At 63.5% G+C, this 26,658-nt stretch carries 26 protein-coding genes and 2 pseudogenes; 16 read left to right on the top strand and 12 right to left on the bottom strand.

Annotation, left to right across the window (positions count from 1 at the left end):
- Nucleotides 1–592 (top strand): annotated as a pseudogene (locus LB529_RS26345) (hypothetical protein); the annotation flags it as partial.
- Between the two features lie 246 nt (nt 593–838).
- On the opposite strand, the gene LB529_RS26340 reads toward LB529_RS26345, so the two are convergent.
- The 4 genes from LB529_RS26340 to LB529_RS26325 form a co-directional block, all read right to left on the bottom strand.
- Entirely contained in the window at nt 839–1,498 is a 660-nt protein-coding gene (locus tag LB529_RS26340) for a transglutaminase-like cysteine peptidase (protein WP_224526378.1), read from the bottom strand.
- Between the two features lie 195 nt (nt 1,499–1,693).
- Nucleotides 1,694–3,106 carry a metalloprotease TldD gene (gene tldD, locus LB529_RS26335; protein WP_224712754.1) on the bottom strand — a complete coding sequence of 471 codons (1,413 nt, stop codon included), beginning with the start codon at nt 3,104–3,106 and terminating at the stop codon, nt 1,694–1,696.
- A gap of 99 nt (nt 3,107–3,205) precedes the next feature.
- Nucleotides 3,206–3,673: a YbjN domain-containing protein gene (locus tag LB529_RS26330; protein WP_224712753.1), complete on the bottom strand. Its 468-nt coding sequence runs from the start codon at nt 3,671–3,673 to the stop codon at nt 3,206–3,208.
- A 77-nt stretch (nt 3,674–3,750) separates the two neighbouring features.
- The gene (locus LB529_RS26325) at nt 3,751–4,290 is read right to left on the bottom strand and encodes an invasion associated locus B family protein (RefSeq protein ID WP_095766761.1); all 540 of its coding nucleotides are present in this window, start codon (nt 4,288–4,290) and stop codon (nt 3,751–3,753) included.
- A gap of 211 nt (nt 4,291–4,501) precedes the next feature.
- Between LB529_RS26325 and coxB the strand changes: the two genes are divergently transcribed.
- From coxB to LB529_RS26265, 12 genes and pseudogenes are all read left to right on the top strand, one after another.
- Nucleotides 4,502–5,503, top strand: coding sequence for a cytochrome c oxidase subunit II (gene coxB, locus LB529_RS26320; RefSeq protein WP_411962584.1), 1,002 nt, complete (start codon nt 4,502–4,504; stop codon nt 5,501–5,503).
- A 38-nt stretch (nt 5,504–5,541) separates the two neighbouring features.
- On the top strand, nt 5,542–7,191 hold the full coding sequence (ctaD, locus tag LB529_RS26315) for a cytochrome c oxidase subunit I (protein WP_095766763.1): 1,650 nt from the start codon (nt 5,542–5,544) through the stop codon (nt 7,189–7,191).
- Nucleotides 7,192–7,267: 76 nt separating this feature from the next.
- The gene (locus LB529_RS26310) at nt 7,268–8,212 is read left to right on the top strand and encodes a heme o synthase (RefSeq protein WP_224605091.1); all 945 of its coding nucleotides are present in this window, start codon (nt 7,268–7,270) and stop codon (nt 8,210–8,212) included.
- Nucleotides 8,209–8,400 (top strand): hypothetical protein, encoded by a 192-nt coding sequence (locus LB529_RS26305; RefSeq protein ID WP_140541531.1) that lies wholly within the window; start codon nt 8,209–8,211, stop codon nt 8,398–8,400. Before LB529_RS26310 ends, LB529_RS26305 begins: the two co-directional genes overlap by 4 nt.
- Nucleotides 8,400–9,029: a cytochrome c oxidase assembly protein gene (locus LB529_RS26300; RefSeq protein WP_095766766.1), complete on the top strand. Its 630-nt coding sequence runs from the start codon at nt 8,400–8,402 to the stop codon at nt 9,027–9,029. Before LB529_RS26305 ends, LB529_RS26300 begins: the two co-directional genes overlap by 1 nt.
- 1 nt (nt 9,030) lies before the next feature.
- On the top strand, nt 9,031–9,912 hold the full coding sequence (locus LB529_RS26295; RefSeq protein ID WP_140847288.1) for a cytochrome c oxidase subunit 3: 882 nt from the start codon (nt 9,031–9,033) through the stop codon (nt 9,910–9,912).
- Nucleotides 9,913–9,996: 84 nt separating this feature from the next.
- Complete coding sequence (locus tag LB529_RS26290) at nt 9,997–10,383, top strand: DUF983 domain-containing protein (RefSeq protein WP_224712752.1); 387 nt, start codon at nt 9,997–9,999, stop codon at nt 10,381–10,383.
- Nucleotides 10,380–11,135, top strand: a complete 756-nt coding sequence (locus LB529_RS26285) for an SURF1 family protein (protein ID WP_224712751.1) — start codon at nt 10,380–10,382, stop codon at nt 11,133–11,135. The genes LB529_RS26290 and LB529_RS26285 overlap by 4 nt, the downstream gene beginning before the upstream one ends.
- A gap of 137 nt (nt 11,136–11,272) precedes the next feature.
- Complete coding sequence (ispH, locus tag LB529_RS26280) at nt 11,273–12,277, top strand: 4-hydroxy-3-methylbut-2-enyl diphosphate reductase (RefSeq protein WP_140541535.1); 1,005 nt, start codon at nt 11,273–11,275, stop codon at nt 12,275–12,277.
- Between the two features lie 6 nt (nt 12,278–12,283).
- Complete coding sequence (locus tag LB529_RS26275) at nt 12,284–13,246, top strand: homoserine kinase (RefSeq protein WP_224712750.1); 963 nt, start codon at nt 12,284–12,286, stop codon at nt 13,244–13,246.
- On the top strand, nt 13,243–13,773 hold the full coding sequence (gene rnhA, locus LB529_RS26270) for a ribonuclease HI (RefSeq protein ID WP_095766771.1): 531 nt from the start codon (nt 13,243–13,245) through the stop codon (nt 13,771–13,773). The genes LB529_RS26275 and rnhA overlap by 4 nt, the downstream gene beginning before the upstream one ends.
- 37 nt (nt 13,774–13,810) lie before the next feature.
- Nucleotides 13,811–14,403: pseudogene (locus LB529_RS26265) on the top strand (histidine phosphatase family protein).
- A gap of 3 nt (nt 14,404–14,406) precedes the next feature.
- Here the strand turns inward: LB529_RS26265 and LB529_RS26260 are convergent.
- The 3 genes from LB529_RS26260 to LB529_RS26250 form a co-directional block, all read right to left on the bottom strand.
- Complete coding sequence (locus LB529_RS26260; protein ID WP_224628551.1) at nt 14,407–14,883, bottom strand: DUF2938 domain-containing protein; 477 nt, start codon at nt 14,881–14,883, stop codon at nt 14,407–14,409.
- A gap of 90 nt (nt 14,884–14,973) precedes the next feature.
- Nucleotides 14,974–15,456, bottom strand: coding sequence for a peroxiredoxin (locus tag LB529_RS26255; RefSeq protein ID WP_140847305.1), 483 nt, complete (start codon nt 15,454–15,456; stop codon nt 14,974–14,976).
- Between the two features lie 137 nt (nt 15,457–15,593).
- Complete coding sequence (locus tag LB529_RS26250; protein ID WP_318012582.1) at nt 15,594–16,400, bottom strand: protein-disulfide reductase DsbD domain-containing protein; 807 nt, start codon at nt 16,398–16,400, stop codon at nt 15,594–15,596.
- 125 nt (nt 16,401–16,525) lie between these two features.
- On the opposite strand from LB529_RS26250, the gene LB529_RS26245 reads away from it, so the two are divergent.
- Complete coding sequence (locus tag LB529_RS26245) at nt 16,526–17,134, top strand: YqgE/AlgH family protein (protein ID WP_095767156.1); 609 nt, start codon at nt 16,526–16,528, stop codon at nt 17,132–17,134.
- Between the two features lie 241 nt (nt 17,135–17,375).
- Here the strand turns inward: LB529_RS26245 and LB529_RS26240 are convergent, their stop codons facing one another.
- Genes LB529_RS26240 through thrC form a run of 4 tightly spaced genes read right to left on the bottom strand, consistent with a single transcriptional unit; the run spans nt 17,376 to nt 23,580 of the window.
- Complete coding sequence (locus LB529_RS26240) at nt 17,376–20,261, bottom strand: EAL domain-containing protein (protein WP_224605069.1); 2,886 nt, start codon at nt 20,259–20,261, stop codon at nt 17,376–17,378.
- A gap of 2 nt (nt 20,262–20,263) precedes the next feature.
- A complete protein-coding gene (locus LB529_RS26235) occupies nt 20,264–20,860 on the bottom strand; it encodes a GNAT family N-acetyltransferase (protein ID WP_140541542.1) in 597 nt (198 codons plus the stop codon).
- 15 nt (nt 20,861–20,875) lie between these two features.
- Nucleotides 20,876–22,168 carry a M16 family metallopeptidase gene (locus LB529_RS26230; RefSeq protein ID WP_095766779.1) on the bottom strand — a complete coding sequence of 431 codons (1,293 nt, stop codon included), beginning with the start codon at nt 22,166–22,168 and terminating at the stop codon, nt 20,876–20,878.
- 14 nt (nt 22,169–22,182) lie between these two features.
- Entirely contained in the window at nt 22,183–23,580 is a 1,398-nt protein-coding gene (gene thrC, locus LB529_RS26225) for a threonine synthase (RefSeq protein WP_224712758.1), read from the bottom strand.
- Nucleotides 23,581–23,708: 128 nt separating this feature from the next.
- On the opposite strand from thrC, the gene LB529_RS26220 reads away from it, so the two are divergent.
- The gene (locus LB529_RS26220) at nt 23,709–24,452 is read left to right on the top strand and encodes a hypothetical protein (protein WP_224712748.1); all 744 of its coding nucleotides are present in this window, start codon (nt 23,709–23,711) and stop codon (nt 24,450–24,452) included.
- Nucleotides 24,453–24,512: 60 nt separating this feature from the next.
- On the opposite strand, the gene LB529_RS26215 is transcribed toward LB529_RS26220, so the two are convergent.
- Nucleotides 24,513–26,075, bottom strand: coding sequence for a winged helix-turn-helix domain-containing tetratricopeptide repeat protein (locus tag LB529_RS26215; RefSeq protein WP_224712747.1), 1,563 nt, complete (start codon nt 26,073–26,075; stop codon nt 24,513–24,515).
- Nucleotides 26,076–26,184: 109 nt separating this feature from the next.
- Here LB529_RS26215 and LB529_RS26210 point away from each other — a divergent pair, with 109 nt between their 5' ends.
- Nucleotides 26,185–26,646 carry a cupin domain-containing protein gene (locus LB529_RS26210; RefSeq protein WP_224605950.1) on the top strand — a complete coding sequence of 154 codons (462 nt, stop codon included), beginning with the start codon at nt 26,185–26,187 and terminating at the stop codon, nt 26,644–26,646.
- The last annotated feature ends 12 nt before the right edge of the window (nt 26,647–26,658 follow it).

The raw sequence follows: 26,658 nt of genomic DNA, 5'->3' as shown, positions 1-26,658 counted from the left end.
CGGGAAGAACAATCCGAATGCGTTGTCCGGCCAGAACGAAGGCAGACCGAGGAAGCTGACACGCAAGGATCTGTCGGGAGGCCAGACAGCCCTCAGCCCGAGCGATCAAGGCTCGGTCAACGGAGGCGACAGCGGTAAGAAGTTCCGCAAGCTGCCGACCGTCAATGGTGCGCCAGCCGACAACCGGGCGAGCGTGCAGGAGCGGCTCAGGAGAAACAATCCGAGTGTGTTCTCCGACCAGAATCAGGGTTCGGCCAACGCAAACAGGAAGTTTCGCAGGCTGCCGAACGGCGAAGAGGGTTCCGCCGGCGCAGGCATCAACGTCCAGCGCAGCTTCAAGCAGGAAAGGCCGAACGTGCAGGTGCTCAGGCCGCAAAGGCCAGAGTTCCAGGCGCAGCCAAGGCCTCAGATGCAAGAGAGACACCTGCAGCAGTTGAGGCCTGAGCCTCAGATGCAAGAAAGACGCTTGCAGCAGCGGCCTCAGCCTCAGATACAGGAACGGCGCCTGCCGCAGCAGCTCAAGGAGCAGCCGCCGCAGGGAAACAAAAAGCCGACCTGCGGGCGTCCTGGCGAGCCGCCCTGCCAGCAGTAGGCCAGCAAGGCTTGGCCGCGGGCGGCAACGCTCGTTCACGGGCCGGATTTTCCGGCCTATGAATTTGCGAGGTAGAGAATGTGACGGATCAGTCCGTCAAAGCAGACAAGACCGCTCTGGTCACGCCGGGAGCGATTGCGGGAAAAGGTGAAGGTTCGGGCTCGGCGACTTCGCCATAGCCTTCCGTGCAGAATTGCATCCCAGGGCGAGAGAGCGGCTCGCTGTTTCCGTGAAACGCTCTGGCCCTTACGAACTCGGAGACAGTCGTTTCGCCGTGCCGCCGCGCTGGTTGATCGACACCCAGGTGTTCGGGTTCTGCTGCGACTGGCGTTTCAGGAAATAATAGCCGGTGGCGTTCCAGGGGCGGATTTCGTCGACCAGATTGTCCAGCACGAGATCGCCCTTGTCGGTCTTCACCGTCAGAATGGTGTGGCCCTCATTGTGGAGGTCGCGCACCACCGTCATCAGCAGCGCCTGCCGGGGGAAGCCCGCTTCCAGGAGCAGCTTGCGCTTGTAGAGCGCGTAGATCTTGCAGTCGCCCTTGCCGTCCGTCGGATAGTCCCAGTGGTCCATCATCGTGCCCCAGTGGTCGTAATTGCTGACGGGCTTGATGGAGTGGTTCGCCTTCTGGTTTACCCGCTTGAGGATGCCCATGTTCTGCGCTGTCAGCCTGACGCTTGTGGCAGGCAGGGCAGGCACTTTGCATTCCTTCGGCCGGCGACGACAGAAATCGAGCCAGCCATATGGGACGCTGGTGCTGCCGCCGACTGCGGCGGAACTCGCAGCCGTTAGCTTGAACAGCGACGACTGCGCCGCTGCGGGGCCGACTTGCAGCGATGATGCGCCAACCAGGGAAACGAGGCCAATGAGGAAAGAAGAAGTCAGGACGCCAGGGGAACGCTGCATTGCCGACACCACCGCAACGAGAAGACTGGCGACAAGCTAATGCGCAAACGCTCGCCCCGCCAATTAAACAATTAATAATGTCCTAACACGATTGTGTTCACTTCAAGGTGGAGGATGCATTCACGCCGGAATCAACCGCCTGGCGCGCGGAGACTGCTCGGGATGGTCGTTCGTCAGGCAGTGGACGACAGACCCTCAAACCCTGGTGCCGCCCACCGTCATCTGGTTCATCCGCAGATGCGGCTGGCCGACGCCGACAGGCACACCCTGTCCGGCCTTGCCGCACATGCCGATGCCGGTGTCGAGCTTCATGTCGTTGCCGATCATGCTCACGCGGTGCATGGCGTCCGGCCCGTTGCCGATTAGCATCGCGCCCTTGATCGGCTGCGTCACCTTGCCGTTCTCGATCATGTAGGCTTCGGTGCAGCCGAACACGAACTTGCCCGACGTGATGTCGACCTGGCCGCCGCCGAAGGAAACGGCGTAGATGCCGTTCTTGACCGAGGCGATGATCTCTTCCGGCTCCATGTCGCCCGAGGTCATGTAGGTGTTGGTCATGCGCGGCATCGGCTGGTGCGCGTAGCCTTCGCGGCGGCCGTTGCCCGTCGCCTTCATGCCCATCAGCCGGGCGTTCTGGCGGTCCTGCATATAGCCGACGAGTTTGCCGTCCTCGATCAGCACGTTGCACGCCGAGGGCGTTCCTTCGTCGTCGACAGTGAGCGAGCCGCGCCGCTCGGGGATGGTGCCGTCGTCGACCACGGTGACACCCTTCGCCGCCACCTGTTGGCCCATCAGGCCGGCGAAAGCCGATGTCTTCTTGCGGTTGAAGTCGCCTTCGAGCCCGTGCCCGACCGCCTCGTGCAGCATCACGCCCGGCCAGCCGCTTGAGAGCACGATGTCGAATGTGCCGGCGGGCGCCGGAACCGCTTCCAGATTGATCAGCGCCTGTCTCAACGCCTCGCCGGCGGCATGCTTCCAGCTTTCCTCGCCGACGAACTCGCCAAAGCTCTTGCGGCCGCCCATCCCGTAGGAGCCGCTCTCCTGCCGGTCGCCATCGCCGACCACCACGGAAACGTTGATCCGCACCAGCGGGCGGATGTCGCGCACAATCTGGCCGTCGCCGCGCACGATCTCGACATGCTGCCATGAGGCGGCAAGCGACGCCGTCACCTGGCGCACACGCGGATCCTTGGCGCGCAGCCAGCCGTCGATCTCCTGCAACAGCTTGGCCTTGGCCTCGAAGGAAGGCGAGGGGATAGGGTTCTCGTCGCCATAGAGATGGCGGTTGGTGCGGGCGGGCGCTCCGGCCAATGTGCCGGAATAGCCGCCTTTGACAGCCGAGACTGCGTCTGCCGCGCGCAACAGCGAGGCTTCGGAGAGATCGCTCGAATGCGCATAACCGCTGGCCTCGCCGGCCACGGCACGCAGGCCGAACCCCTGGTCGGTGTTGAAATTGGCCGTCTTCAGCCGGCCATTATCGAACATCAGCGCTTCGTTCTCGCTGTATTCGAGGAACAACTCGCCGTCGTCGGCGCCCTTGATGGTCTCGGTGACGATCTCCTTGACGCGATCGTCGGAAATGTCGAATTGGCCGATCAGGCTGTTCATGGCAAATCCATTCGTGGAAACAAATCGTTCCTCGGCATGTAGGCGCGAAGCCGCCTTCGCACAATCGCCAACTGGGTCAAGCCGACGATTGCGCCGCCATCACTTGCCGCTGACGAAGTCCTTGATGTTGCCGGCCATCGCGTTCCAATTGGAAAACTGCTCCTCGAGATTGGCCCTGGTGATGCCGCCGGCAAAGCTGACATCCATCCTGAAATTCGAGCCGTTGCCCGAATAGGCCTTCACCCAGCGGTATTTTGCGTTCCAGGCGTTGGCTTGGTCAGCGGTAAGCGGGTCGGCGTAGCCGGTCGCGAATTGCAGCGACTTGCAGTTCTCGTGGTCTTCGCAGCCGTAGAAATAGATCAGGTATTTAACGCCTTCGATCCGCCCCGAAATCATCGGATCGCCGTTGTCGTCCGTGCCCATCCTGGCGGAACCGAAGCCCTTGGCGATATCGAGGATCGCCGCCGAGTCGGGCCTCTGGAGGATTTCGTCGTCCTCGGCCCGGGCGACCGAAACCGCACCGGCCAGCGCCAGCCCAGCGATGAAAGCGGACAATGACGTGCGCATGGAGCCTCCTGCCGCCAAATCCGCATTCGCCATCCGACCTCAGCGTCGGAAATGGCCGCGGTGCATGGGCAAGAAGATCAAGGTAGGGCGGCAAAGCCGTCCGCAAAGCCCTTGAGATCGACCGGAATGCCGATGCCTTCCTCGGGCGTCTGGAAGACGATGAAGGTGGCCGACGTGCCGCTCTTCAGCGTGTCGAGCAGCGGTTTTTCAAGGATCACCTCGGCGTAGCAGCCGTCCTGGAAGCAGCGCACGAAATAGGCGCGGCCGATATCCTTGCCGTCGACATTGAGGCCAAGCCCGTTGGGCAGGAGCACGCCGAGCGGCGCCAGCACGCGCAGGATCTCGGCCTTGTTGTCGGCTGTGCGCAGCACCACGACCGAAAGCCCCATTTCAGGGCGGTCCTCGGCGACAACGTTCTGCATCATCACGCATTGCTCTGAGGTAGCACCTGCAGGCGTATCGCAGATGATCGACCACGCGCCATGCGTCGACTTCACCGTGCCGCTCGGCGGCTTGGCGTCGTTAGGCGAGGCGGGGGCGCCGACGGCTACGCCGACACCGAGCAAGGCGACGGCAAGGACGACCTTCGCCAGGGTTCTCGAAAGCCAGGAAGTCATAACGGCTCCATTGCGAATCACGGCACTTTAAGCCGCGCCGGGGCCAAGTAAAGGACGAGACCTCCGCCGGTCCGCCCCGATACCGGCAATTGCATGCTTTTCCAAAGCAAATTCGCCCGAATTGCGACCGTCGCGCATATAGCATGGCGGGCGCCGAACGCAGCCTTCGGCCTGCGCGCAAAAATGCCGCACGGTTTCCTCCGCTCCTTTCTTGCGGAGGGAAATAGAGTATGGTTTGAACCAGCCTCGGGACAGCCCGGGATTCCCAATTCCGGTGTCGTCCGTTATTGGTGCGACCAGATCGCGGGAAGTGGGAGACGAGAGGGCGATGAGGAAATTCCTGGCAAGCGCTGAATTCTTGGCAGGTACGGCAGCTTCGGCCGTGCTCTTCTCCAGTGCGGCGGCTCGTGCCGACCAGCCGCGGGAATGGGAGATGACCTTCCAGGCGCCCGCGACCGACATGATGCGGCAGATCGAGCGGTTTGGGAACTACACCATGTGGTTCATCGTCCCGATCACCATCCTTGTGCTGGTGCTTCTGCTGGTCTGCATCGTTAGGTTCCGCGCCAGTGCCAATCCAGTGCCGTCCAGGACCAGCCACAACACGCTGATCGAGGTGATCTGGACCGTCGGGCCGGTGATCGTGCTTCTGCTCATCGCCATTCCCTCCTTCCAACTGCTCACCGCTCAATACACCCCCCCGGAAGAAGCCAAGCTCACCGTCAAGGCGACCGGCAACCAGTGGAACTGGGATTACGAGTACCAGGTCGACAAGACCTTCTCCTTCAACTCGGCGGTTCTTCAGGATGCCGACCGCGCCAAGGCCGGCAAGGAAGATCGCGCCCGCTATCCGCGTCTGCTGGCGGTCGACAACGAGCTGGTCGTGCCGGTCAACACCATGACCCGCGTGCTGATCACCGCCACCGACGTCATCCACTCCTTCGCCGTGCCGTCCTTCGGCATCAAGATGGATGCCGTCCCCGGCCGCACCAACGAGACCTGGTTCAAGGCGGAGAAGGAAGGCCTCTACTACGGCCAGTGCTCGCAGCTCTGCGGCAAGGACCATGCCTTCATGCCGATCGCCGTGCGCGTGGTGTCCGATGCGCAGTTCAAGACCTGGCTGGATACGGCCAAGACCGACGTGCCCGCCGCCAACAAGGCGCTGATGGCCGAGATCGATGGTACCAACAAGGTAGCGGCCGCCGGCAACTGATGCCGCGGGTTAGCAAGATTTAGGGAACGGAGCGGAACATGGCAGAGGCTGCAGCTCACGATCACGGCGACCACAGGCCGCATGGCTGGGTCCGCTGGGTCTACTCGACCAACCACAAGGACATCGGCACGCTCTACCTGATCTTCGCGATCATGGCCGGCATCATCGGCGCCGCGCTCTCGGTCGCCATCCGCATGGAGCTGCAGGAGCCGGGCATCCAGATCTTCAGCGGCCTGGCGCAGATGGTCTACGGCATGCAGGGCGACGCCGCCATCGACGGCGGCAAGAGCATGTACAACGCCTTCGGCGCCGCGCACGGCCTGATCATGATCTTCTTCATGGTCATGCCGGCGCTCATCGGCGGCTTCGCCAACTGGATGGTGCCGATCATGATCGGCGCGCCAGACATGGCCTTCCCGCGCATGAACAACATCTCGTTCTGGCTGCTGCCGCCTGCCTTCATCCTGCTGCTCTCCTCGATGTTCGTGCCGAGCGCGCCGGGCGCCTTCGGCGTCGGCGGCGGCTGGACCATCTATCCGCCGCTCTCGACATCCGGCCAGCCCGGCCCGGCGATGGACCTGGCGATCCTCTCGATCCACATCGCCGGCGCGTCGTCGATCCTCGGCGCCATCAACTTCATCACCACCATCTTCAACATGCGCGCTCCCGGCATGACGCTGCACAAGATGCCGCTGTTTGCCTGGGCGGTGCTGATCACCGCCTTCCTGCTGCTGCTCTCGCTGCCGGTTCTGGCGGGCGCCATCACCATGCTGCTCACCGATCGCAATTTCGGCACCGCTTTCTTCGTGCCGGATCAGGGCGGTGACCCGATCCTCTTCCAGCATTTGTTCTGGTTCTTCGGCCATCCCGAGGTGTACATCCTGATCCTGCCGGGCTTCGGCATCATCAGCCATATCGTCTCGACCTTCTCGAAGAAGCCGGTGTTCGGCTATCTCGGCATGGCCTACGCCATGGTCGCGATCGGCGCCGTCGGCTTCATCGTCTGGGCGCACCACATGTACACGACCGGCCTGTCGCTCGACACGCAGCGTTACTTCGTGTTTGCCACCATGGTCATCGCGGTGCCGACCGGCGTGAAGATCTTCTCCTGGATCGCCACCATGTGGGGCGGCTCGATCTCCTTCAAGCCGCCGATGCTGTGGGCGCTGGGCTTCATCTTCCTGTTCACCATCGGTGGCGTCACCGGCGTTCAGCTGGCCAATGCCGGTCTCGACCGCTCGCTGCACGACACCTATTTCGTGATCGCCCACTTCCACTACGTGCTGTCGCTGGGCGCGGTGTTCGCCATCTTCGCCGGCTGGTACTACTGGTTCCCGAAGATGACCGGCTACATGTACTCGCCGGTTATCGCCAACACCCACTTCTGGGTGACCTTCGTCGGCGTCAACCTGATCTTCTTCCCGCAGCACTTCCTCGGCCTCGCCGGCATGCCGCGCCGCACCGTCGACTATCCGGACGCGTTCGCCGGCTGGAACATGGTTTCGTCCTACGGCTCCTACATCGCGGCCGTCGGCGTTGCGATCTTCCTCTACGGCGTGTTCGAGGCCTTCCAGAAGAAGCGCGTCGCCGGCGCCAACCCGTGGGGCGAGGGCGCCACCACGCTCGAATGGCAGCTGCCTTCGCCGCCGCCGTTCCACCAGTGGGAACAGCTGCCGAAGATCAGGTAGGCAGCGTCCCGACGCATACGAGGCCGCCGGCTTGCCCGGCGGTCTTGGCCAACGGAATGATGGACTTTAAGTACGCATGGCCCTTGCCGAAGACAGATTGATGGAGGAAGCGGGTTTTCGCATGTCGGAAGCGACCGCAGGCGATTTCTTCGCCCTCCTGAAGCCGCGTGTCATGTCGCTGGTCGTCTTCACGGCGTTTGTCGGCATGATCGCGGCGCCCGTCGCCATCAATCCGCTCATGGCGGTGATCGCTATCCTCGCAATCGCCATTGGCGCCGGTGCTTCCGGCGCGCTCAACATGTGGTACGACGCCGACATCGACGCCGTGATGACGAGGACCGCCGGCCGCCCGGTGCCGTCCGGTCGCGTCACCCCAGGCGAGGCGTTGAGCTTTGGCCTTGTGCTGTCGGTGCTATCGGTGATGACGCTCGGCGTGCTGGTCAACTGGCTGTCGGCATCGCTTCTCGCCTTCACCATCTTCTTCTACGCCGTCATCTACACCATGTGGCTGAAGCGCTGGACGCCGCAGAACATTGTCATCGGCGGCGCCGCCGGCGCCATCCCGCCGGTAATCGGCTGGGCCGCCGTGACCGGCTCGGTCAGCCTCGAAAGCGTGATCCTGTTCCTGATCATCTTCCTGTGGACGCCGCCGCATTTCTGGGCGCTGGCTCTCTTCAAATCCGACGACTACGCCCGCGCCGGCATCCCGATGATGCCGAACGTCGCCGGCCATGCCTCGACCCGTAGGCAGATCTTTGCCTATGCGCTGATCCTGGCGCCGGTCGGGGTGCTGCCCTGGGCGCTCGGCTACACCACGGCCGGCTACGGCGTCGTCTCGGCGGCCCTCGGCGCAGGCTTCGTCTGGTATGCCTGGAAAGTGCTTGCCATGGCCGACGACGATCGCGCGATGAAGCCGGCCAAGGCCCTGTTCGGCTATTCGCTGCTCTATCTCTTCGCTATCTTTGCCGCCTATCTCGTCGATTGCGTGGTCGGGCGCGCCCTCATGATGGGGGGAGCATGATCGTGGCTGACAAGAAACTCGAACTGGTCACGCTGACCGAACGCCAGCAGAAGGCCCGCCGCAACCGCTCCATCGCCATCGGTCTTGCGCTGGCAGCGCTGGTCGTCGTCTTCTATGCCGCCACCATCGTGCGCTTCGGTCACAGCGGAGCCAGCATCACCGGCTCCGGCCTGCTGGGAGGCGGCTGATGGGCGGCGAGGCCAGCAGCAAGCCCCGCAAGGTGAACAACGGCATCGTCGCCGCCGTCTGCCTCGCCTTCTTCACCGGCATGGTCGGCATGGCCTATGCGGCGGTGCCGCTCTACAAGATGTTCTGCCAGGTCACCGGCTATGGCGGGACCACGCAGCGCGCCGAGAAGCAATATGCCGGCCGCGTGCTCGACCGCGATATCACCATCCGCTTCGATGCCAACACCAACGGCATTCCATGGCAGTTCGAGCCTGTCGCCCGCTCGGTGACGATCAAGATCGGCGCGACGGCGCAGGCGCATTACAGCGCCACCAACAAGTTCGACCGCACCATTACCGGCCGCGCCTCGTTCAACGTGCAGCCGGAAATGGCCGGCGCCTATTTCAACAAGGTGGAGTGCTTCTGCTTCACCGACACGACGCTGAAACCCGGCGAGACGCTGGACATGCCGGTCGTGTTCTATGTCGATCCAGACATCGTCAACGTGCCGGAACTCAAGGACTTGAAGACCATCACCCTGTCCTACACGATGTTCCCGGTCGAAAACAAACAGCCGGTCGCCTCCTCGGCGCCGGCCGCTGGCAGCAGCAACAAAGTTCCAGATTCCGACGCAAGCCTCGGGGGTTGATATGGCAGACGCGCACGCAAAACCACAACACGACTACCATCTCGTCAACCCCAGCCCCTGGCCTTTCCTGGGTTCCGTCGGCGCGCTGGTCACCGCCATCGGCGGTGTCTGCCTGATGCAGTATCTGAAGGGCGGCAACTTCCCGGTCTTCGGCCACAACATCGCCAATCCGTGGCTGTTCTTCATCGGCATGATCATCGTGCTCTACACGATGTTCGCCTGGTGGTCGGACACCATCAAGGAAGCGCATGAGGGCCACCACACGCGCGTCGTTTCGCTGCACCTGCGCTACGGCATGATCATGTTCATCGCCTCGGAGGTGATGTTCTTCGTCGCCTGGTTCTGGGCCTTCTTCGACGCAAGTCTCTTCCCCGGCGAGGCGAACCAGTATGCCCGCACCGCATTCACCGGCGGCGTGTGGCCGCCGAAGGGGCTTGAAGTCCTCGATCCCTTCCACTTGCCGCTCTACAACACCATCATCCTACTTCTGTCGGGCACGACGGTGACCTGGGCGCACCACGCGCTTCTGCATGGCGACCGCAAGGGCCTGATCAACGGCCTGGTGCTGACCGTCGGCCTCGGCATGCTGTTCACCATGGTGCAGGCCTACGAGTACATGCACGCTCCGTTCGGCTTCAGGGATTCGATCTACGGCGCCACCTTCTTCATGGCGACCGGCTTCCACGGCTTCCATGTCATCATCGGCACCATCTTCCTGCTCGTCTGCCTGATCCGCGCGTGGCGCGGCGACTTCACCCCGAAGCAGCATTTCGGCTTCGAGGCGGCCGCCTGGTATTGGCACTTCGTCGACGTGGTCTGGCTGTTCCTGTTCAGCGCCATCTATGTCTGGGCCTCGAACGGCGCACTGATCGAAGGCCATTAAACCGACGGGTTTCGGAATCCCAAGGGGCGGCTGCGGCGACGTGGCCGCCTTATTCTTTGGGGCAAAAAGGTCTACGGTGAGAACATGAGCGAAGACAAGGCGATCTGGCCACCGATCGATCCGATTTCTGCCGGCCTGCATGGCCGTTGTCCGCGCTGCGGCGAAGGCAAGCTGTTCTCGGGTTTCCTCACCGTCGGCAAGCGCTGCTATAATTGCGGACTCGACTATTCCTTCGCCGATGCGGGCGACGGGCCGGCCGTGTTCGTCATCCTGATCATCGGCTTTGTCGTCGTCGGCCTCGCATTGTGGATGGAGGTGACGTTCAGTCCGCCGCTCTGGCTGCACTTTATGTTGTGGATACCGCTGGCGCTGGTGCTCTGCCTGACGGCGCTGCGCCTCATCAAGGGCGTGCTGATCACCTTGCAATATTCCAAGAAGGCCGCTGAAGGCAGGCTGGAAGCCCAAGAATGAATGAGACTACAGGCTCGGTTGCCGACCGTTCGCGGCCGCGCTTAGCGTTGCTCATCGGTCTCGGCCTCATCCTGTTCGCCGTCCTGATCGGGCTCGGCACCTGGCAGGTCCAGCGCTTGCACTGGAAGGAGGACCTGCTCGCGACCATCGATAAGCGCACGCATTCCGCGCCGTTGCCGCTGACCGACGTCGAGAAGCAATTCGCCGCTTCCCACGATGTCGACTACACGCCCGTGACGGTAACAGGCACTTTCCTGCACCAGGGCGAGCGGCACTTCTTTTCCACCTGGCAAGGCGACAGCGGCTTCAACGTCTACACGCCCCTGCAGCTCGAGGACGGCCGCTTCGTGCTCGTCAACCGCGGCTTCGTTCCCTATGACCTCAAGGATCCCTCCAAGCGCCGGCAGGGCGAACTCGCCGGCAAGGTGACGGTGACCGGACTCGCCCGCAATCCGCTGCCTGCAAAGCCGTCGATGATGCTTCCCGACAATGACGTCGCCAAGAACATCTTCTATTGGAAGGACCGCGACGTCATGGCGGCGACCGCCGGTCTGCCTGCCGGGTTCGTGCTGGTGCCGTTCTTCGTCGATGCCGACAAGACGCCGAATCCTGGCGGCCTGCCGGTCGGTGGCGTCACCATCATCGACCTGCCGAACAACCATTTGCAATATGCCGTCACGTGGTACGGGCTGGCCGCCGCCCTTGCAGCCGTGCTGATCCTGAGGTTGCGCCGCCCGGCGAAGGAGCAGTGAGCGTCCTCGCTCTTGACAGGGCAGGGGTGCGCACATCATTTCGCCTAATCAAACAGATAGAGCATGATGTCGTCCGAAAACCGCTTCACACCTTTCGGCATCATGTTCTTGGTTCCGACTGAATCGGCCTTGCATTCATGACCCAGAAAAAGCCACCGCTGACGATCAGGCTCTGCCAGCCGCGCGGCTTCTGCGCCGGTGTCGACCGCGCCATCCAGATCGTCGTGCTGGCGCTGAAGAAATACGGTGCGCCGGTCTATGTCCGCCACGAGATCGTGCACAACCGCTACGTCGTCGAAGGGCTGCAGAGCCTGGGCGCCGTCTTCATCGAGGAACTGTCCGAGATTCCGCCGGAGCATCGACAGTCGCCCGTGGTCTTTTCCGCGCATGGCGTGCCGAAATCGGTGCCGGCGGACGCGCAGGCGCGCAATCTCTTCTATCTCGACGCCACGTGCCCGCTCGTCTCCAAGGTGCACAAGCAGGCGATGCGCCACCAGCGTCTCGGTCGCCACGTACTCCTGATCGGCCATGCCGGTCACCCGGAGGTGATCGGCACGATGGGACAATTGCCGGAAGGCGCGGTGACACTGATCGAGACCGAGGCTGACGCCGCGCGTTTCGTGCCCGTCGACGCTTCGGCGCTGGGCTTCGTCACCCAGACGACCTTGTCGGTCGAGGACACCGCCGGCATCATCCGGGCGCTCCAGGAGCGGTTTCCCGAACTGCATGCGGCCGCGGCCGAATCGATCTGCTACGCCACCACCAACCGCCAGGAAGCGGTGAAGGAGACAGCGGCCGGCGCCGATCTTTTCCTTATCGTTGGCGCTCCCAATTCGTCCAATTCGCGTCGCCTTGTCGAAGTGGCGGAGCGCGCCGGCGCGACAATGTCGCTTCTCGTGCAGCGCGCCGCCGAAATTCCGTGGGATGAGATCGCCGGGATCAGGACACTCGGCCTGTCGGCCGGCGCCTCGGCGCCGGAAATCATCGTCGACGAGATCATCGACGCGTTCCGGCAACGCTTCGACGTCACCATCGATCTGGCCGTCACGGCCACGGAAACGGAGGATTTTCCGGTGATGCGGGTTTTGCGCGATGTCGAACTGACGGCGGCCGACATGGCCTTCGTCAACGGAGCGGCGTGAAACCGGATGGCCGTCTACACCGACGTCAACGAAGGCGAGCTGACCGCATTCCTCAAGGCCTATCCGGTGGGTGAGCTGCTCTCCTACAAGGGCATCGCCGAAGGCACCGAGAATTCCAATTTCCTGGTCCACGCCTCGACCGGCTCCTACATCCTGACGCTCTACGAGAAGCGGGTCGACAAGGCCGACCTGCCGTTCTTTCTCGGCCTGATGGGCCATCTTGCCAGGAAAGGCATTTCCTGCCCGCTGCCGGTCACCGCGCATGACGGCACCGTCATCGGCATGCTGGCCGGCCGGCCCGCCGTCATCATCACCTTCCTCGAGGGCCTGTCGCTCAGGCGGCCGACGGCCGCGCATTGCGCGGAAGTTGGCAAGGCGCTCGCCGGCCTGCATCTCGCCGGCCAGGATTTTCAGATGCGAAGGCCGAATGCGCTGGCGATCGAGGGCTGGCGCAAGCTCTGGGCGGCCTCGCGCGAGCGCGCCGACGAGGTCGAGCCCGGCTTGGCGGCCGAGGTCGATGCCGATTTCGCCGATTTCGAGCGCAATTGGCCCACCGGCCTCCCTAAGGGCATCATCCATGCCGATCTGTTCCCGGACAACGTCTTCTTCCTCGGCGAGAAGCTTTCGGGGCTGATCGACTTCTATTTCGCCTGCGACGACCTCTACGCCTATGATGTCGCCACCTGCCTCAACGCCTGGTGCTTCGAGAAGGATTTTTCCTTCAACCTGACCAAGGGGACGGCGCTGCTGGCCGGCTACCAGTCGGTGCGGCCGCTTCAGGACGACGAGAAGGCGGCGCTGCCGATGCTGGCGCGCGGCTCGGCGCTGCGCTTCATGCTGACCCGCCTCTATGACTGGCTGACCATTCCGGATGGCGGGCTGGTGATGAAGCGCGATCCGACCGAATATATCCGCCGCATGCGCTTCCACCGCGCCATCAAGTCGCCATCCGAATACGGGCTGACATGAACAAGCAGATCGAGATCTTCACCGACGGCGCCTGCTCGGGCAATCCCGGGCCGGGCGGCTGGGGCGCGGTGCTGCGCTACAACGGCGTCACCAAAGAGCTGTCCGGCGGCGAGGCCGAGACCACCAACAACCGCATGGAGCTGCTGGCCGCCATTACGGCGCTCAACGCGCTGAAGGAGCCTTGCGCGGTCGACCTCTACACCGACAGCAAATACGTCATGGACGGCATCTCCAAATGGATCCACGGCTGGAAGAAGAACGGCTGGAAGACCGGCGACAGGAAGCCGGTCAAAAATGGCGAGCTCTGGCAGGCGCTCGACGAGGCCAACCGGCGTCACAAGGTCGTTTGGCACTGGGTTAAGGGCCATGCCGGCCACCCGGAGAACGAGCGCGCCGACGAACTGGCCCGGCAGGGCATGGCACCGTTCAAGAAGGGCCCGGTGAAGCCTGTTTTGGCGGCGCAGCCCGCAGCGCAGCCGAAGCGGCCGGCGGTTGCGAAGGCGCGACGCTCGACCCAAAGCTATTAGGCCTGCCGGCAGGCCGGCCAATGGCGGGAGGTTCACCGTGCCCTTAGCCTATTACATCACCCATCCCCAGGTCCGCATCGACGCCGGCATTCCGGTGCCGGAATGGGGGCTGTCCGACGTCGGCCGGGCGAGGGCCGTTGCGATGCTCGACCAGCCCTGGGTTGGCTCGATAGGGCGCATCGTGTCGTCCGCTGAACGCAAGGCGGTCGAAACTGCGGAAATCCTGGCGAAGCACCTTCATCTCGGGGTCGAGGTGCGAGAGCGGATGCACGAGAACGACCGATCGGCGACGGGCTTCCTGCCGCCGCCGGAATTCGAAGCGGTTGCCGACGAGTTCTTCGCCAGGCCGCACGACAGTATCCGCGGATGGGAAAGGGCGATAGACGCACAGCAGCGCATCATGGACGAATCGACGCCGTGCTTGGCACCGGCCTCACCGGCAACTTGGCTTTCATTGGCCATGGAGGCGTGGGGACACTTCTGCTGCTTCTGCTCGATTCCCGCCAAATCAGTCGTGTCGCGGATCAGCCGGCGGGCGGCGGCAATTACTTCGCCTATGACATTGAGGCTCGCCGCATCCTGCACGGCTGGCGCCCCATCGACGAACTGGCGCCGCATAGCGGCATTTGATCGTCAGCGGATCAGCAGCGCCGTCGAGAACATGCCGAGCGCGAACACTGTGTGCGCCAGGAGGTTGAGCGCGCGCACCTTCATCGGATTGGGAAGCTTGGACGCCGCCCAGCCGGCGCCCATGCCCGGCGCAAGCAGGAACCAGCCCGCCCCGACCGTGACGATGCCGAGGATGAAGGCCGGCAGGAATGTCGGCGCCGCCAGCCAGCCCGCGCCGGCGAGCACGACAAGGATCACGCCGTAGAGAATGCCAACGAGGTAGTGGAATGCCCAGCCGAGCGCCTTTTCATGCGCATAAGGTGCCGCCTTGCCGATATCGTCGTGAAAAACCCTCTTCGGCAGATGCCGCACCCAGCGTCCGACCATGCCCCAGTTGGGCAATGGCAGGCCGAACGCCTTGTTGAGGACGATCGCCCAGACATCCATGAATACTGTGGCGCCGACGCCGATCGCCACTGCGCGCCAGACGGTGTCAAACATCAGAGCATGATCCCGAACCGAAGGTCAGCGAACGCAAAAAGTGGAACTGGTTTTCGGACAAGATCATGGGTCAACGAAACCTGACCTGATCTAGAGCTGCTCGAGGATTTTTGCCGCGCCGCTCTCGTCGACGCCCGGCTTGGTCTCGACATTGAGCGCCACGACCTTGCCGTCGTCGACGATCATTGAGAAGCGCTTCGAGCGCAGGCCCATGCCGGCCCCGGACAGATCGTTGTCTAGTCCCACCGACCTGGCGAAATCGCCGCTGCCGTCGGCGAGATAGAGGATCTTGCCTTCGCCGCCGGTGAACCGCGCCCAAGCGCCCATGACATGCACGTCGTTGACCGAGACGACGGCGATCGTGTCGACGCCGCGGGCCAGGATGGCATCATGATTCTCCAGATAGCCAGGCAGGTGGTTGTTGCTGCAGGTCGGCGTGAAGGCGCCGGGAACGCCGAACAGCACGACTTTCTTGCCGGCGAAGATCTCATCGCCGGTGATCGACTTTGCGCCGTCCGCGGTCATGGTCTTGAAGGTCGCTTCGGGCAGTTTTTCGCCAACCGCAATGGTCATGGGTGCCTCGCTTGGGGGATGGGAAGGATCGATGCCTTCGATATCGGACTGCGCGGGCTCCGGCAACTCTTCAGAGCAATTCCAGGAAAGTGTGCAGCGGTTTTCCGTCCGGAATTGCGGCTCAGAAAGACCCTGGATCAAGGGAAAGGCAGCAGCCCGTCCACCGAACCCTCGGCGCTGGTCAGCGTGTAATACAGCCCGCCATCGGTCGGCGTCGCCGATGGCCGGTCGAGGATCGGCACGGTGAAGACGAGCTTGCCATCCTTCTGACTGCGCACCGGCGCGCCGAACATGTAGTCGCGCTCGCCGGCGATGAACAGATCGACGGATTGCGGATCGCCGGGCGACTGCGCCTGGACGACAAGGGTCTCATGGTCGCTGGACAGCACGCTGATGCCGAAATCGGACCGGGCCGGGGAGGGCAGCGTCGCAAGTGCGGTTTTCACCAGGGCCGCGTCGGTCGCGTTATCGGGGTCGGACCCGGGATCGACGCTGAGCCGGGTCTGCACTGGAATGCAGATCGTCTCGCAGATGCCGAGGAAGATGTTGGCATCGATGGTCGCCGGCTGGTCTGGCGAAGACAGCGTGAACGTCACCGGCAGCGACACCGGACGATCGTAGCCGGCCCATTTGCCGTAGCCGTCGTCATGCCGCTGTGGCGGCGGGAAAGACAATTGCGCGTCGGCGACATTGGTGCTGCCCGATATGTCGAGTTGCGGCGGCACGCCGGCGTCGCCTGGATCGCGCCAATAGGTTTTCCAGCCGGGCTTCAACGCGATGTCGAGCACGCCGTGGATCTTGCCGACCTGGTCGGGCTTGCCGGTGGTCACCAGCCGAACCTTGCCGCCTTCACTGTTGTACCAGTTAGAGGAGGAGGCCTCGGCCGGTAGGCTTGTAGCCCACCCGAAAACGACGCCGAGAACCAGTAATTTCATGTATCGCATGCGGTGATTTGACCGTCCGTTCTTGGCCGCGCAATGACTTCATCGCTCTCTCGGTATCATATTTGCGTGACATCTGGGACTGGCACCATCTTTTCGGCGCAGCCGAAACGCGTTACGCTGAGGCCATGGACTTGCTGCGCCACAAGAAGTCGGCCGCCGGACGCGGTTTCCTCGACGATCAGTTCCTGATTGCCATGCCTGGCATGAAGGACGACCGTTTCGCGCGCTCCGTCATCTACATCTGCGCCCATAGCGACGAGGGCGCGATGGGGCTGATCATCAATCAGACGCAGCAGATGCTGTTTCCGGACCTGCTTGTGCAACTCGGCATCATGAACGAGCAGGAAGCGATCCGCCTGCCGGCGCATACGCGCGATTTCGTCGTGCGCAACGGCGGGCCCGTCGATCGCAGCCGCGGCTTCGTGCTGCATTCGGGCGACTATCGCGTGGAATCCTCGCTCAACGTCTCCGACGATATCTGCCTGACGGCAACCGTCGATATCCTGCGCGCCATCTCGACCGGCCGCGGCCCGCGCCATGCCCTCATGGCGCTCGGCTATTCCGGCTGGGGCGCCGGCCAGCTCGAAACGGAGATCTCCGAGAATGGCTGGCTCACCTGTCCGGCGACGCCGGAGCTTCTCTTCGACACCGATATCGAGCGCAAATACGACCGTATCCTTGCCTCGATCGGCATCGACCTCGCCCATCTGAGCGCCGCCGCCGGGCACGCTTAGCACGTTCGTCATCCTAGGGCGGAGCAAGGAGCGAAGCGACGCGCGCAGACCCTAGGATCCATGCCGTTACATCGAGCATAGAGTGCAGCGGTGCAGAACTCTGCAACGCTTTTCAATGCGTTAACGTCACGGAATGGATTCTCGGGTGAAGCCCGAGAATGACGATGTGATGGACGTAACGGCCAATCGCAGAGTGTCTCGCTACTCCATTGGAACGACCGGCCGCATCAAGCGCGCCAACCTAAGCCTGGGTCAGCGGATACTGCTCCCTCAGAGTCTTCAGCACCTGGTCGCCGGGCATCGGCGCGCCGAACATGAAGCTCTGCACATATTCGCAGCCCATCTGGCGCAGCTCCAGCGCGTCGCTTTCATCCGAAATGCCTTCCGCCACGACCGAAAGCCCCAGCTCATGCGCCATGTTGACCATCGATTTGAGCAGCACGGCACGCTTCGGCGTGGCGTCGTCGACGAAGCTCTTGTCGATCTTGATGGTGTCGAAGGGGAAGCGCGTCAGGTAGGAGAGCGAGGAATAGCCGGTGCCGAAATCGTCGAGCGACAATCCGATGCCGAGCTGCTTCAGCTTGGTCAGCACATGCGCGGTCTGCTCGGGATTGTCCATCACCAGGGACTCGGTGAGCTCCAGCCGGAAGCAGCGCGGTTTCAGATTGGCGCGCGCGATGACCGAGCGGACGTCGCTGACCAGGTCGCGGCGGATGAGCTGGCGGCTGGACAGGTTGACCGACACCGACAGCGGCGCGTCGCCGATCTGCTTCTGCCAGGTCGCGAGGTCCTCGGCCGCCTGCTGCATGGCGAACAGGCCGAGCTGCACGATCAGCCCGCAATTCTCGGCGACCGGAATGAAGTCCCCCGGCGGGATCATGCCGCGGCGCGGATGGTCCCAGCGCAGCAGCGCCTCGAAGCCGGCGACGCTGCCATCCTCCAGCCGCACGATCGGCTGGTAGGCAAGCGTGAACTCGCGCCGCTCGATAGCGCGGCGAAGGTCGGATTCGAACTGCAGCCGGTCGGTGCCGACGGTGCGGAAGGCGGGACGGAAGGGCTCGATCCTGTCGCCGCCGAAACGCTTGGCCTGGTGCATGGCAAGCTCGGCGTCCTTGACCATGTCCTCGGCCGAAGTCTGCGCCGTCGTCCAGGTGATCAGACCGATCGATGCGGTGAGCACGATTTCTCGCTTGGCGAAGGTGATCGGATTGTTGATCGCGTGCTTGATGGCGTCCGCCATGGCAGCGATGCGGGCCGGGTCCTGTTCCGAAAGCAGCATCAGCGCGAACTGGTCGCCGGCAAAGCGCGACAGCGAATCCTTCGGCTTGAGCAGCCGGTGCAGCCGGCGCGCGACGGTGAGCAGAATGGTGTCGCCGGCGGAGATGCCAAGGCCGTCATTGACCTGCTTGAAGCGATCGATATCGATGATGAAGACCGTCGGGCGCACCTTCTCCTCGGTGCGGGCGATCGAGATGATCGCTTCCAGCCGGTTCATGAACAATTCGCGGTTCGGCAGGCCGGTCAAATTGTCATGCACGGCGTCGTGCAGCAGCCTTTCCTCGGATTTCTTCTGCTCGGTGACGTCGATCATGGTGCCGACGCAGCGGATCACCTCGCCGTCGGAGCCGATCACCGGGCGGGCGCGCAGCGAGAACCAATGGTAATGGCCGTCGGCGCCGCGCAGGCGGAAGTTCTGCGCTACCTTGCCGCGCCTATGCTCCAGCACCACGTCGAGCGTGGTGCGGAACGTGTCGCGGTCGTCGGCATGCAGCACCGGCAGCCAGTTGCGGGCCGCACCCCCAAGGCTGTTGGGCGCAAGGCCGAGCTGCAGGCTGATGTCCGGCTTGGTCACCACCCGGTCGCGCAGCACGTCCCAATCCCAGACGATGTCGCCCGAGCCGGCGACGGCGAGCGCCTGCCGCTCCAGGTCGGAGAACAGGCCCTGATGCAGCGCGCCGCCGGCAAAGGCGTGCTGCATGACCGTGAAGCCGATCAAGAGGATGATCAGGATCAGCCCGCCGCCCAGCGCCGGCTGGGCGATGTCGTTGTCCAGCATGCCGGTGATCGCCATCCACGATCCGCATAGCCATAGCAGCACCATCACCCAGCTCGGCACCAGCATGATCGCGCGGTCATAGCCGCGGATGCCGAGGAAGATGATGAGGCCGAGGCCTGTTAGCGCGGTGGCGGCGAACGAGATGCGGGCAACGCCGGCGGCGACCGCCGGATCGACGATGGCCACCCCCGCGATCAACAAGAGCCCGAGGATCCAAACCAGCGCGCCGTAGCTGAAATGACCATGCCACCGGTTGAGGTTGAGATAGGCGAACAGGAACACCACGAAGGTTCCGGCCAAGGCCACCTCCGTGCCGGCCCGCCAGATCTGCTCGTTGCCGGGCGATATCTCGATGATCTTGTTGAGGAAGCCAAAGTCGACGCAGATATAGGCCAGCACCGCCCAGGCGAGCGCCGCAGTCGCCGGGAACATCGAGGTTCCCTTGACCACGAACAGGATCGTCAGGAACAGCGCAAGAAGCCCCGAAATGCCGATGACGATGCCGCGGAACAGCGTGTAGGAATTGACCGAGTCCTTGTAGGAATCCGGCTCCCAGAGATAGACCTGCGGCAGTTTCGGCGAGGCGAGCTCGGCGATGAAGGTCACCACCGTTCCGGGGTTCAGCGTCACCCGGAACACGTCGGCGTCGGGGCTTGTCTGGCGGTCGAGCGCGAAGCCCTCGCTGGGCGTGATGGCGGCGATGCGCGTGGAGCCGAGATCCGGCCAGAAGATGCCGGAATTCACCAGCCTGAAATGCGGCGCGACGATCAGCCGGTCAAGCTGCTGGTCGGTGGTGTTGGCGAGCGCGAAGACGGCCCAGTCGCCGCTCGAGCGAGCGTCATTGGCTTCCACCTCGATGCGCCGCACGATGCCGTCGGGGCCGGGCGCCGTCGAGACCTGGAAATTTTCACCCTGGTTCCGGTAGATTTCCACGGCGCGCGACAGGTCCAGCGCCTTGTCGTCGCGCGCGATCTTGATCGGCTCGACGGCAAAAGCCGGCATGGCCGAAAAAAGCGTGACGACCGTCATGATGAGGGCGAACAGCGACGCTAATCGCGGAAAATTCGTCACAATCAGCCCTTCGTTCCATCGCCCGGCGGATCGTCCGCGATCCGGGCGTAGAGGTAGTGATCCTGCCAGATGCCGTTGATCCTGAGATAGGATCGCAGAAGTCCTTCGCGCCGGAATCCGGCTTTTTCAAGCACGCGGATCGACCGGGCATTTTCGGGAATACAGGCAGCTTCGATCCGGTGCAACCGCAGCGTATCGAAGGCGAAGCGCGACACCAGCTTGACCGCCTCGGTCATCATGCCGCGGCCGCCGAAGCGTTCACCGATCCAGTAGCCGATATGGCCGCTCTGCGCGACACCGTGGCGGATGTTGCCGAGCGTGATGCCGCCGGCGAGCTTGCCGCTCGATTTTTCGAAGATGAAGAAGGCGATGGCCGTGCCTTGGGCATAATCCTCGCGGTAGCGGCTGATGCGCAGGCGCCAGGCATTGCGGTCGAGCTCGTCCGGCTGCCAGCGCGGCTCCCAGGGTTCGAGGAAGGCGCGGCTTTCGCCGCGCACCGCCGACCATTCGCGGTAATCGTTGGTCAAGGGCACGCGCAGCGTGACCTTGTCGCCCTTCAGTGCCGGCAGGTCGCGGCGAAAGAAAGGGAGCGCGAACACGGTTTTGGTCGAAGATCAGACGGCAAGCCGGCGGGCCGTCGTCTGCGGGCCCGCAAGCGATTCGAGGATCGCCTCGTAGGGCGCCAGCGTGCCCACGGGACCGACCGCGGTAAGCGTCGGCTTGGTCGAGAACAGCCGCGAGGAGAGGTCGGTCAGCCGCTCGACGGTCAGCGCCGAAAGCCGCTCCATCAATTCCTCTTTGGCGATCGGTCGTCCGAACAACAGCAGTTGCCGGGCAATCTGCGAGGCGCGGCTCGCTGGACTTTCGGCCGACATGATCAAGCCGGCGCGATATTGCGCCCGCGCCCGGTCGAGCTCGTCCTGCTGGATGCTCTCGCCGGCCTTCTGCAATTCACCGATGATCACCGGCACCAGCTTGGCGATGTCGCTCTGCCCGGTGGCGGCATGCACGCCAAAGATGCCGGTGTCGGAAAAACCCCAGTGGAAGGCATAGACCGAGTAGCAGAGGCCGCGCTTCTCGCGCACCTCCTGGAACAGCCGCGACGACATGCCGCCGCCCAGGATCATCGACAGCACCTGCGAGGCGTAGAAATCGCGCACATGGTAGGCGCGGCCCTCGAAGCCGAGCACGATCTGCGCATCCATCAGGTCGCGGTCCTCGCGGAAGTCGCCGCCGACATATTGCGCATATTGCGGGATATTGCCCGCCGCCTTGGCGCGGAAGCCGCCAAGCCGCTTCTCGACCTCGCGCACGAAATTGTCGTGCTTGACGTCGCCGGCGGCCACGACGACCATCCGCTCGGCGTCATATTGGCGCTCGATGAAGCTGTGCAGCTGTTTGGAGGTGAAGGATTTGACCGTCTCCGGCGTGCCGAGGATCGAGCGGCCGATGGTCTGATGACGGAAAGCCGTTTCGGTGAAGCGGTCGAAGACGATGTCGTCGGGCGTGTCGTGCGCGGCGCCGATCTCCTGCAGGATCACATGCTGCTCGCGCTCCAGCTCGTCGGGATCGAATTCGGATTCCTGCAGGATGTCGGCCAGGATATCGACCGCCAGCGGCACGTCGTCGGAAAGCACCCTGGCGTAGTAGGAGGTCGTCTCGACGCTGGTGGCGGCGTTGATCTCGCCGCCGACATTCTCGATTTCCGAGGCGATCTCGAAGGCGCTGCGGCGCTTCGTGCCCTTGAACGCCATGTGCTCGAGCAGATGGGCCATGCCATGCTCTTCGTCGCGCTCGTTGCGGGCGCCTGACTTGACCCAGACACCAAGGGCAACCGATTCGATGCTTGGAAGGGTTTCGGTGGCGACTGTCAGGCCGTTCGACAGACGGCTTACCTCAACACCCATATGGCAAGTACTCCCTAACGCGCCGCCCGCGAGTGGCGGTCCACGTAATCTTCCACCATTTTCAAGTCGGATGGAAGTATCGTGTATTTTTCGTCGGCTGTCATCAAGCCGCCTAGCCATGCGGGCAGGGCAGGGGTGATGCCGCTCGCGGCCTCGACCGCCGCCGGGAATTTCGCCGGATGCGCGGTGCCGAGCACCACCATGGGCACCGCGCCGGAGTCCTGGGTGGCGGCGACACGGACGGCTGCGGCCGTATGCGGATCGAGCAGGTAGTTGCTCGCCTCGAGCGTCGCGCGGATGGTGGCGGCGACCTCGTCGACGCTAGCGCGGCCGGCGTCGAATTCGGCGCGGATGCGCTTGAGCTCGCCCTCCTCGATGGTGAAGGCGCCCGACTGCTTCAGGCCGTTCATATAGCGCCGCACCGTCTCGGCATTGCGGCCTGCGGCCTCGAACAGCAGCCGCTCGAAATTAGACGACACCTGGATGTCCATCGACGGCGAGGTCGTGGCGAGCACGCCCTTGGTGCGGTATCCGCCGCTCGCCAGCGTGCGTGCCAGGATGTCGTTGTCGTTGGTGGCGATAATCAGCCGCTCGATCGGCAGGCCCATGCGCTTGGCGGCGTAACCGGCGAAAATATCGCCGAAATTGCCCGTCGGCACGGTGAAGGAGACCGGCCTGTCGGGCGCGCCGAGCGACAGGGCCGACGAGAAGTAATAGACGATCTGGGCCATGATGCGGGCCCAGTTGATCGAATTCACACCCGACAGCGACACCCTGTCGCGAAAGGCGTGGTCGTTGAACATGTCCTTAACCAGGCCCTGGCAGTCGTCGAAATTGCCTTCGACCGACAGCGCATGGACGTTTGCCGCGCTCGACGTCGTCATCTGGCGCTGCTGCACCGGCGATACCTTGCCGTGCGGGAACAGGATGAAGATGTCGGTGCGGTCGCGGCCGGCGAACGCATCGATCGCGGCACCCCCGGTGTCGCCCGAGGTCGCGCCGACGATGGTGGCGCGTTTGCCCCGTTCCGAAAGCACATGATCCATCAGCCGCGCCAGCAACTGCATCGCCACGTCCTTGAAGGCCAGCGTCGGGCCGTGGAACAGCTCGAGGATGAAGGTGTTTTTCCCGGTCTGCACCAGCGGGCAGACGGCCTCATGCCGGAAAGTCGCATAGGCCTCGCGCACCAGCCGCTCGAAGACGGGCGCCGCGATCTCGCCGCCGAGGAACGGCGTCAGCACGCGGATGGCAAGGTCCGGATAGGCAAGGCCACGCATGGCGCGGATGTCGGCGGCCGAAAACTGTGGCCACTCGCGCGGCACGTAGAGCCCGCCGTCGCGCGCCAGGCCGGCCAGCACAGCGTCGGAAAATCCAAGCGCGGGCGCATCCCCGCGGGTACTCACATATTGCATCGTCAAAGGCCTGTTGCTGCCGGTCGCGTCATCCACGGCAATTGGTTAATTTTCCGAGCCCGCTCAGTCGCATTTTTGCCGCGCGGTTGCTATACGTCACCGGCTTTGTGAGAGGGAAGTGCAGTTTCATGGCGTTTTATTCGGTCAACCGTCGTTTTGTCGCGGGTCTGGCGCTCACCGGCTTTATGCTTGCCGCCGCCGGCTGCCAATCGAGCGACAATGGTATTCTTAACTTTGGTCTAACCAAGAAGGATCCCGTCGCGCCGCCGCCGCCGCAGGATCCCAAGATCCTCGCCAGCCAGCTGCGCGCCTATTGTCCGAAGGTGACGCTGCGCGACGGCACTGCCTATTTCAACACCTATGCCAAGGGCACGACGGCGAAGCCCAAGAAAAAGAAGGTTGACGCCGCGGCCGACGCCGAGGCCGAGGCAGCCGCCGCGGCCGCACAGACCGGACCCAACGGCCAGCCGATCGATCCCGCTCACGATCCGTCGAAGATTATCTACCAGGCGTCGATCACCGACGTGACGCGCGATTGCACCCACGCCAACGGCCAGATGTCGATGAAGATAGCTGTCGCCGGCAAGATCGTGCCGGGGCCGATGTTCGCGCCCGGCACCGTCACCATGCCGATCCGCATCGCGGTTCAGCATGGCGACGAGGTGCTTTATTCGCAGATGCATCCGTACCAGGTGCAGGTTACCGACCCATCGGCCGCTACCCAATTCGTCTTCGTCGACAGCAATGTCGTGGTGCCGGAGCCGACCGCGCGCGACTACCAGGCCTATGCCGGCTATGACGAGAACACGCCGGTCGCTTCGGCGGACAAGCCGAAAGGCAAGAGGAAGAAGCGCGCTCCGGCGACGAACTGAGCAAGGGCAGGAAACAACGACGGCGTCTCGCTGGCCAAACGAAACAGACGTGTTCGTCGTCTATTCAGGTAATCCGGCTGCCCGTAATGCGCTGCCAAGAGCCTGCGCGAGCGCGGGCGCGCAATTCACGCCTGCAAACTGGCGGCTGTAGCGAAAGCCAGGCTGAAGCTCGATCACGCGGGCGGCGGCCGCCCTCGCTTCGTCCAATCGGCCAAGCTTGGCCAGCGCGGCGGCCAATTGCACATAGGTGATGCTGTGCGCCGGATTGGCTTGGACGGACTTGTAGGCAGCACGGCAAGCCTCTTCGTAACGGCCGCGCAGCAAATGGCTCATCGCCTGCGCGTCAAATGCGGCCCAGGCCCAGGAATCGAACGGGCTCAGCCGTATTCCCTGCTCGCTCCACTCTATCGCGCGCTCTGCTTCACCGCTCCATCCGAGCATGACGCTGCCGAGGATGTAGGTCAGCGCCGATGACGGGCTGATGGCAAGCGCAGCTTCCAATGCCGCGAATGCGCCGGCGCGATCATGCGCATCCATTCCGATGGAAAAGGCCGCCCATGTGAGGGCGAGCGCATCATCCTGCCCGTGGACGATTGCCGACCGCGCGTGGCGGATCGAAGACGCACGGTTGATCTCTTGCAGGCCGGCGCGAAGGAACAGGCAATGATGGCACATCGCGGCATTGCCATGCGCCAGCGCATAGGCCGGTTCGAGCGCGAGCGCACGCTCGAGAAGCACCAGCGCCCTGGTCACCTGATCCGGCATGCCTGAATCCACGTCAGGCTGGGCCTGCAGCACGAGATCGTAGGCATCGAGACTGTCGGGGCGCTTGCGCTTGACTCGTTCGATTTCGGCTTTCCGCACGCTTGGCGCAATCGCTCCTACTGCTGCCAGTGCGATCTCGTCTTGGAGCGCAAAGATGTCGTCGGAGCTGCGATCGTAGCGCTCGGCCCAGACATGAGCGCCGGTCGATGCATCGATCATCTGCGCGGTAACACGCACGCTGCCGCCGGCCTTGCGCACGCTGCCTTCGAGGACATAGCGAACGCCAAGCTCGCGGCCGACCTGCTTCACGTCGATGGCGCGACCCTTGTAGCTGAAGGTCGAGTTTCGCGCGATGACGAACAGCCATTTGATGCGCGCTAGGCCTGTGATGATGTCGTCCACCATCCCATCGGCAAAATACTCCTGCTGCGGGTCGCCGCTCAAATTCGAGAACGGCAGGACCGCGATCGAGGGCTTCTCAGGCAAGCTCGGTGCCGACGCGGCGCGGGTGGTGGCCGAGGTGTCGGGAACATTGGTGGCGACGGCCGGTCCGACATAGCGATAGCCGCGGCGCGGCAAAGTCTCGATCCAACTCGCGACATTCGCCGCGTCGGCCAGAGTCCGGCGCAAGGCTGCAATCTGAACCGTCAGATTGTTATCGGCAACCGCCGATCCGCCCCAGCCGGCGTCGATCAGCGCGTCCTTCGATACGGGTTGGCCCGCATTCTGGATCAGCAGCCGCAGCAATGCCACGGCGCGCCGCCCGAGCATGGTCGGCTCGGCCCCGTAAAAGAGAATGCCCACCTCAGGATCGAGGCGGAACGGGCCGAACTGGTAGGCGTCGCCCCTGGCTGTCATTGGAGTCTTTTAGCAAATTTTTGGCAACGGATTCACGACTTTCCGGTGTGAGCAGCCGATGTTGCGCGAACGCTTGCCGCAATCAAGCGCCCTGTCAGAGGAGGATAAAATGAGCGCTGATGCCGTCATCCGCATGCCCGACGAGAAGAAGGGCGTCATGTTGCGTGGCCATCCAATGGCTTTCCTCGTTACCGATGAAAATACCAGGCACACCAGCATGTTCGACTGGACGATCCCGCCGGAATTCGCCACCGGGCGGCACGTTCACCGGGTGCAGGAAGAGACCTTTTATCTGCTCGAGGGCGAATGTGAATGGCATGTTGGCGACAGGACGATTCGGGCAACGCCCGGCACCTTTCTGTTCATCCCGCCGGGAATGCCGCACAACATCACGAATGTCAGCGAGAAGCCGGCGCGCGTGCTGATGACCGTCTCTCCGCCCGGTCACGAACATTACTTCGAAGAGCTTGCCGAACTCACGGCGCAGGGCGCGCCGGATCCGAAAGCGCTCGCCGATCTGCGAAACCGCTACGACACAGACCAGCTGTCGACGCTGACGACGCGCTGCTAGCCGGATCCCTTG

The sequence above is a fragment of the Mesorhizobium sp. CA5 genome (assembly GCF_020165105.1).
Taxonomy (GTDB): Bacteria; Pseudomonadota; Alphaproteobacteria; order Rhizobiales; family Rhizobiaceae; genus Mesorhizobium.
The sequence above is the reverse complement of the archived record's forward strand: the minus strand, read 5'-3'. Positions and strand labels throughout refer to the sequence as shown.

What these genes read in the sequence shown, in the direction of transcription:
- LB529_RS26285 (WP_224712751.1), top strand. Translation starts at nt 10,380, where the DNA reads ATGAATGAGACTACAGGCTCGGTTGCCGACCGTTCGCGGCCGCGCTTA.
- LB529_RS26310 (WP_224605091.1), top strand. Translation starts at nt 7,268, where the DNA reads ATGGCCCTTGCCGAAGACAGATTGATGGAGGAAGCGGGTTTTCGCATG.
- rnhA (WP_095766771.1), top strand. Translation starts at nt 13,243, where the DNA reads ATGAACAAGCAGATCGAGATCTTCACCGACGGCGCCTGCTCGGGCAAT.
- LB529_RS26330 (WP_224712753.1), bottom strand. Translation starts at nt 3,673, where the DNA reads ATGCGCACGTCATTGTCCGCTTTCATCGCTGGGCTGGCGCTGGCCGGT.
- LB529_RS26340 (WP_224526378.1), bottom strand. Translation starts at nt 1,498, where the DNA reads ATGCAGCGTTCCCCTGGCGTCCTGACTTCTTCTTTCCTCATTGGCCTC.
- LB529_RS26295 (WP_140847288.1), top strand. Translation starts at nt 9,031, where the DNA reads ATGGCAGACGCGCACGCAAAACCACAACACGACTACCATCTCGTCAAC.
- LB529_RS26255 (WP_140847305.1), bottom strand. Translation starts at nt 15,456, where the DNA reads ATGACCATTGCGGTTGGCGAAAAACTGCCCGAAGCGACCTTCAAGACC.
- LB529_RS26215 (WP_224712747.1), bottom strand. Translation starts at nt 26,075, where the DNA reads ATGACAGCCAGGGGCGACGCCTACCAGTTCGGCCCGTTCCGCCTCGAT.
- LB529_RS26325 (WP_095766761.1), bottom strand. Translation starts at nt 4,290, where the DNA reads ATGACTTCCTGGCTTTCGAGAACCCTGGCGAAGGTCGTCCTTGCCGTC.
- LB529_RS26290 (WP_224712752.1), top strand. Translation starts at nt 9,997, where the DNA reads ATGAGCGAAGACAAGGCGATCTGGCCACCGATCGATCCGATTTCTGCC.
- LB529_RS26260 (WP_224628551.1), bottom strand. Translation starts at nt 14,883, where the DNA reads ATGTTTGACACCGTCTGGCGCGCAGTGGCGATCGGCGTCGGCGCCACA.
- LB529_RS26275 (WP_224712750.1), top strand. Translation starts at nt 12,284, where the DNA reads ATGGCCGTCTACACCGACGTCAACGAAGGCGAGCTGACCGCATTCCTC.
- LB529_RS26210 (WP_224605950.1), top strand. Translation starts at nt 26,185, where the DNA reads ATGAGCGCTGATGCCGTCATCCGCATGCCCGACGAGAAGAAGGGCGTC.
- thrC (WP_224712758.1), bottom strand. Translation starts at nt 23,580, where the DNA reads ATGCAATATGTGAGTACCCGCGGGGATGCGCCCGCGCTTGGATTTTCC.
- LB529_RS26250 (WP_318012582.1), bottom strand. Translation starts at nt 16,400, where the DNA reads ATGCGATACATGAAATTACTGGTTCTCGGCGTCGTTTTCGGGTGGGCT.
- LB529_RS26300 (WP_095766766.1), top strand. Translation starts at nt 8,400, where the DNA reads ATGGGCGGCGAGGCCAGCAGCAAGCCCCGCAAGGTGAACAACGGCATC.
- LB529_RS26230 (WP_095766779.1), bottom strand. Translation starts at nt 22,168, where the DNA reads ATGGGTGTTGAGGTAAGCCGTCTGTCGAACGGCCTGACAGTCGCCACC.
- LB529_RS26220 (WP_224712748.1), top strand. Translation starts at nt 23,709, where the DNA reads ATGGCGTTTTATTCGGTCAACCGTCGTTTTGTCGCGGGTCTGGCGCTC.
- ispH (WP_140541535.1), top strand. Translation starts at nt 11,273, where the DNA reads ATGACCCAGAAAAAGCCACCGCTGACGATCAGGCTCTGCCAGCCGCGC.
- tldD (WP_224712754.1), bottom strand. Translation starts at nt 3,106, where the DNA reads ATGAACAGCCTGATCGGCCAATTCGACATTTCCGACGATCGCGTCAAG.
- ctaD (WP_095766763.1), top strand. Translation starts at nt 5,542, where the DNA reads ATGGCAGAGGCTGCAGCTCACGATCACGGCGACCACAGGCCGCATGGC.
- LB529_RS26305 (WP_140541531.1), top strand. Translation starts at nt 8,209, where the DNA reads ATGATCGTGGCTGACAAGAAACTCGAACTGGTCACGCTGACCGAACGC.
- LB529_RS26245 (WP_095767156.1), top strand. Translation starts at nt 16,526, where the DNA reads ATGGACTTGCTGCGCCACAAGAAGTCGGCCGCCGGACGCGGTTTCCTC.